7 protein-coding genes and 1 pseudogene are annotated in these 5,575 nt (G+C 64.6%); 7 read left to right on the forward strand and 1 reads right to left on the reverse strand.

Translation table 11 applies throughout. The annotated features are described in order from the left end of the window. The 6 genes and pseudogenes from J8847_RS23765 to J8847_RS23790 all read left to right on the forward strand — a co-directional run. Positions 1-274: pseudogene (locus J8847_RS23765) on the forward strand (hypothetical protein); the annotation flags it as partial. A gap of 61 nt (positions 275-335) precedes the next feature. Continuing rightward, positions 336-713, forward strand: coding sequence for a hypothetical protein (locus J8847_RS23770; RefSeq protein WP_211527158.1), 378 nt, complete (start codon positions 336-338; stop codon positions 711-713). 18 nt (positions 714-731) lie between these two features. After that, complete coding sequence (locus J8847_RS23775; protein WP_211527160.1) at positions 732-1,412, forward strand: C39 family peptidase; 681 nt, start codon at positions 732-734, stop codon at positions 1,410-1,412. A 10-nt stretch (positions 1,413-1,422) separates the two neighbouring features. Then, positions 1,423-1,938 carry a hypothetical protein gene (locus J8847_RS23780; RefSeq protein ID WP_211527161.1) on the forward strand — a complete coding sequence of 172 codons (516 nt, stop codon included), beginning with the start codon at positions 1,423-1,425 and terminating at the stop codon, positions 1,936-1,938. A 35-nt stretch (positions 1,939-1,973) separates the two neighbouring features. Continuing rightward, positions 1,974-3,455 carry a hypothetical protein gene (locus J8847_RS23785; protein WP_211527162.1) on the forward strand — a complete coding sequence of 494 codons (1,482 nt, stop codon included), beginning with the start codon at positions 1,974-1,976 and terminating at the stop codon, positions 3,453-3,455. Positions 3,456-3,640: 185 nt separating this feature from the next. Further along, positions 3,641-3,844 carry a cold-shock protein gene (locus J8847_RS23790; protein ID WP_020653674.1) on the forward strand — a complete coding sequence of 68 codons (204 nt, stop codon included), beginning with the start codon at positions 3,641-3,643 and terminating at the stop codon, positions 3,842-3,844. Between the two features lie 94 nt (positions 3,845-3,938). On the opposite strand, the gene J8847_RS23795 is transcribed toward J8847_RS23790, so the two are convergent. Continuing rightward, on the reverse strand, positions 3,939-4,574 hold the full coding sequence (locus J8847_RS23795; RefSeq protein WP_211527163.1) for a LysE family translocator: 636 nt from the start codon (positions 4,572-4,574) through the stop codon (positions 3,939-3,941). 88 nt (positions 4,575-4,662) lie between these two features. On the opposite strand from J8847_RS23795, the gene J8847_RS23800 reads away from it, so the two are divergent. Further along, a partial coding sequence (locus J8847_RS23800) for a YafY family protein (RefSeq protein WP_211527164.1) occupies positions 4,663-5,575 on the forward strand: 913 nt, incomplete at its 3' end.

A 5,575-nucleotide genomic window follows, 5' to 3' on the forward strand; every position in this document is an offset into this window, starting at 1 on the left:
AGGCGGCTCCAACACCTCGGGTGCCGGCGGCGCGGGCGGCAGCAACACCGGTGGCGACGCCACTGGCGGTGCCGGCGGCGCAGGTACCGGCGGCGCAGGTGGTACGCAAACCGTGACCACCGGCGAATTCAACATGTCGAACACCATGTCGAACATCGCCCAGTCCGCAGCCGGCGTCTCGGTGATCAGCCAAAACAACGGCTTCTCCTCGCTGATCCAGCAAAGCGTCAACGTTCAGTCGAACATGACCGTCGGCGGCGCAGCCAGCCAGTAATCCAGCAGTGACACCGCGCGGCATTCGCCGCGCGGTGTTTTTTCCGACAAGGGGAACCTGTATGAAACCTGTGAACCGATCTCTGCTGGCTGCGCTGGCCGCGTTGCCGCTGGCGGTGCAGGCCGCCGATCCTGACAAGCTGCCGGTCGAACCCGGCTTCCTGTACGAGGTAAAGGTCGCGGCTGCGGACAGCGCCTGGGGCGAAGCCGTCGCGGTCGAACGCCTGGAACGCGCCTCCGGCAAGGACGACACCGTGCATACCGAAGCAGTGCTGGGCGGCACGGTGGGCAACAACACTGCGGTCAATACCGTCAGTGGCAACAATGTGATCGACGGCGGCTCTTTCGCCAACGCGCAAGGCTTGCCGATGGTGATCCAGAACAGCGGTTCGAACGTGCTGATCCAGAACGCGACCGTCATCAACCTGCGCTTGCAGTAGCACAACGATAAAGGCTCTATGAAAACGTTTGTCGCCATCTCTGCCGCCATGTGCGGCTTGTTGCTGGCGCCCCGCTGTCCGGCCTCCTCGATCGAACTGGCCGTCGGACAGCGCGCCACGGTGCCTGTCACCTCTTTGAAGGAAATCAAATTCCGCAAGACCACACGCCAGCAGTTCGATTTCAGCTGCGGCTCGGCTGCCCTGGCCACGCTGCTGACCTACCACTACGGCACTCCGGTGACCGAGAAGGAAGTCTTCGAGAAAATGTTCATGGCCGGCGACAAAGCCAAGATCCGCCAGCAGGGCTTTTCCATGCTCGACATGAAGCGCTACCTGGCCGGACGCGGTTTCGTCGGCGACGGCTTCCAGCAGCCGCTCGACAAGCTGTTCGAGGCGAAGCTGCCTGCGATCGTCCTGATCAACGACCGTGGCTACAACCATTTCGTCGTCATCAAAGGCGCGGAGGACGGCCGCATCCTGCTGGGCGACCCGTCCAGTGGAACCCGTTCGGTGACGCGCGAGCGCTTCAACGAACTGTGGGCCAACAAATTGCTGTTCGTGGTGCACAAATATCCGGGCAAGGTCGCCTTCAACCGCGCCGAAGACTGGCTCGCCGCACCGCGCGCGCCGCTCGGTAACGGCATCAACGTGGAACAGTACAGCCAGAGCCTTCCGAAGTTCGGTCCTGGCGATTTTTGAAAGGAATCCCATGCATTGGCTCATACATGCTCGCCACGCCTTCGTGGCTGCGCTGCTGGCCGGAGCCTGCCATGCGGCGCTGGCTGAGCAAAACCCCGTCATCGATGCCGGCGATTGGGCACCGGTGGACGAGGCGACCCTGGACGCGAACCGCGGCGGTTTCGACACGCCGGGCGGCCTCAACATTTCGCTGGGGATCGAACGCGTGGTATCGGTCAATGGCGAGGTGCTGTCGCGCACCAATCTCGCCATTCCCGACCTTGCTTCCATCAATGCCGAGCAGCTCGCACAAGCGCGCGATGCGCTCGGTACGGCCCGCCTGGTCCAGATCGGCGGCAGCAACTTCGCCCCCAGCGACCTCGGCCTGGGCAGCGGCGCCACCTTCGTCCAGAACAGCCTGGATCACCAGGCCATCCTGGCCCAAACCACCATCTCCTCAACCGTCAACAGTATGGCCTTGATCAAAGACATGAATTTTCATGCAACTATCTCCGATGCAATCGTGCGCTCGGCAGGAAACCTGTAGCATTGCAATATGATTAATTGATCAGGGAGAAACGGATGCGCACCCGTGTTTCGCGTCTCAAGGCCGCAGGTCTGGCCGCCTTGCTGCTGGGGCCTGTGGCCCACGCGCAGCAGGGGCCGGCCAGCGAACAGGATCGCAGCGCCGAACTGTCCACGCTGAAGGCCGAGCTGGCGGCGCAGCGCGAACTGGTCGAGCGCCTGACCCAGGAGCTGGAGGCGCAGCGCGCCAAGATCGAGCGTATCGAAGAACGGCGCGACGAAGCTCAGCCGATGTTGGCCGAACAGCTGGAATTGCCGCCACGCGCCGACGATCTGACCTTGTCGGAGCAGCGCGGTACCGGCGGGCAGAACAGCGGCGCGCCGGCGCCGCAGCCGGCAGCGCAGCCGGCAGCGAAGCCGGCGCCGCAAAAGAAAACCGCACAGAACAGCAACGCGCCGGCCAATCAGCGGCCATCCTCGCCTGCGGCGCCGGCCGTTCGCGGCCCCGCCCAGCCGGCGGCGCGCGCTCCCGCCCAGACCCAGCAGACGGCGGCGAACAGCAACCAGAAGGACCAGCGCCCGCCCGAAGTCGCGCCGCTGTTCGAGGCGCCCGGCGTGCTGACGCCGCGCGGCAAGTACATCCTGGAACCCGCCATGCAGTTCGGTTATTCGTCCAGTAACCGGGTGGCCCTGGTCGGCTACACGGTGATTCCGGCGCTCCTGATCGGCCTGGTGGATGTGCGTGAGGTCAAGCGCAACACGTTCACCGGTTCACTCACCGCGCGCACCGGCCTGAACAACCGGATGGAGATCGAGGTCAAGCTGCCCTATGTGTATCGTTCGGACGCCACCGTGAGCCGCGAGATCTTCACCGGCACCGCGGTCGAGCGCGTCTTCAACACGAGCGGCAAGGACATGGGCGATATCGAGATCGCCGGCCGCTACCAACTGAACAATGGCGGGCCCGACAAGGCCTATTACATCGGCGGCCTGCGCTATAAATCGTCCACCGGCAAGGATCCATTCGAAGTCGTCACCGATTGCCAGACGCGCTGCATCGGCGAGAATGTCACCGGCACCGGCCTGCCGCTATCGCTGCCGACCGGCTCTGGCTTCCATTCGCTGCAGGGCAGCCTGACCTGGCTGTTCCCCTCCGACCCGGCGGTCTTCTTCGGCAACCTCAGCTACCTGCACAACTTCAAGCGCAGCAATGTGGAGCGCCTGGTGCGCAACAACATCCGCGAGCCGCTGGGCGAACTGGAACCGGGCGCGATCATCGGCTTCAACTTCGGCATGGGCCTGGCGCTGAACGACAAAGCCTCGCTCAGCCTGGGTTACGACCACAGCACGGTGGGGCGCATGAAGCAGAACGGCAATAATGTGCCGGGCTCGGTACGCACCCAGCTTGGTACCTTGTTGCTGGGCTATTCCTACCGCTTCAACGAGAAGCGTTCACTGAGTATCGCCGTGGGCGCCGGCGTCACCCGCGACACCCCAGATGTCACGCTGACGGTACGCATGCCGTTCACATTCCGATAGGAAACACTGCATGGGCGTACGTAAAGAACGCCAATCGCAAAGGGGGTGTACGATTGAAAAAAACTTGCCGAAAAAATAAAAATTGCTTTTATAATCAGAATTGCAATGATGAGCACGCCGCTGGTTCCAGTCCTCCGACGCGCGCACAGAGCGATAAGACAAATACTTTCTTTTGAGGGAATAACATGGCGACTGGCACTGTAAAGTGGTTCAACGATGCGAAGGGTTTCGGCTTCATTACGCCTGACGGCGGTGGCGAAGACGTCTTTGCACACTTCTCGGCCATCAACGTAACCGGCTTCAAGTCGCTGCAGGAAAATCAGCGCGTGAGCTTCGACATCACTGCCGGCCCAAAAGGCAAGCAGGCTGCGAACATCCAGCCGCAATAAGTTAGCGCACGGCCCGCTCAGCGGGCATGCCGACCAAGACTGAGAGCACGCCTTTGGCGTGCTCTTTGTCGTTTCAGGGGACGGCGCAACGCGGCTAAGAGCGCCATCCCTGCAACAGGGTCAGCACCCCTACCCCGACCAGCACCGCGCCCACCATACGGGCAGCGAACAGACCGCCGCGCGGGTTGGCATTGATGCGGCGCTGGGCGCCCAGCGCGCCCACCGTCACCGCGCCATACACCAGGGCCTGGGTGAAGGCAATGATCAGGCCCAGCAGCGCAGCCTGTGTCCACAAACCGCCTTGCCCGGGGCGCAGGAATTGCGGGAAGATCGCCAGCATGAACACATAGGCCTTGGGGTTGAGCAGGCAGGTCAGCATCCCCTGCAGGAAGATCGACCTGCCGCGCGGCAGCTGGGCCTGGGGCGAGATCGCCAAGGTGGGCGCCGCTTGCGCGCGCAGCAGCGTCCAGCCGATCCAGCCGATGTACACGGCCCCCGCCAGCAGCATGGCGTTGAACAGCGGCGGCCACACGGCCAGGATCGCCGCCACGCCGAGCACGCCCATCACGGTGTGGGCGATGCCGCCCGCGACGATGCCGCCCACGGCGGCGAAACCGGCGCCGCTGCCACCGCGCATCGAGCTGGCCAGTACGAAGGCCATGTCCAGTCCTGGCAGCGCGATCACGCCGAAGACGACCACGAAAAACAATCCCAGTTGTGCCGCTTCCATCTTTTTCTCCTTGTTGGTTGATGCGAGCATGCAGCCTAAGGGCAAATCAGGACATAATCAGACCTAATTAAAACAAACATTTTTCGAGATGGCGAAACCGGCGACACGGGTGCTGGCGGTGCTGGAACTGCTGCAGGCCCATGGCCGCATCAGCGGCGCCGACATGGCGGCGCGCCTCGGTGTGGATGGCCGCAGCTTGAGGCGCTACATCGCGGCGCTGGAAGACATGGGCATTCCGGTAACGGCCGAACGGGGACGGGCCGGCGGCTACGCCTTGGTGGCGGGCTTCAAGCTGCCGCCGATGATGTTCAGCGAGGACGAGGCGGTGGCCCTGTCGGTGGGCTTGCTGGCCGCGCGCAGCTTCGGGCTGGACCGCAGCGCGCCGGCGGTGGCCAGCGCCCAGGCCAAGCTGGAGCGCGTCATGGCCGCCGGCCTGCGCCAGCGCGTGCGCGCGGTCGACCAGACGGTGCAACTGGACGTCGCCGGCGCCTCCGCCGCGGCCAGCCCCAGCCACACTGCGCTGGCGGCGCTGTCGGTCGCGGCCCAGGCGCGGCGGCGGGTGCGCCTGGGCTATGGCGACACCGCGGGCCGGGAGTCGGAGCGCGAATTCGACGCCTATGGCCTGGCCTATCACGGCGGCTGCTGGTATGCGATCGGCTGGTGCCACCTGCGTCACGCGATCCGTTCGTTCCGCCTGGACCGCATCCGTTCGGTGGAGACGCTCGAGCGGCCTTTCGAGCGGCCCGACGGTTTCGACGCCCTGGCCTACCTGCTGCGCTCGGTCGCCACCCTGCCGCGCGCGCACGCGGTCGAGGTGCTGCTCAAGACCAGCCTGGAGCGCGCGCAGGCGCTGCTCTCACGAACGATCGCCGTGTTCGAGCAGACGGAGGATGGCGTGGCGATGCATTGCCAGGCGGACGAGATCGATTGGATGGCCCGGCAGCTGGCCAGCCTGCCCTGCGATTTCGAGATCAGGCAGCCGCCGGCGCTGAGGGAGGCCG

The organism is Massilia sp. AB1 (genome assembly GCF_018119385.1).
Classification (GTDB): domain Bacteria; phylum Pseudomonadota; class Gammaproteobacteria; order Burkholderiales; family Burkholderiaceae_D; genus Telluria.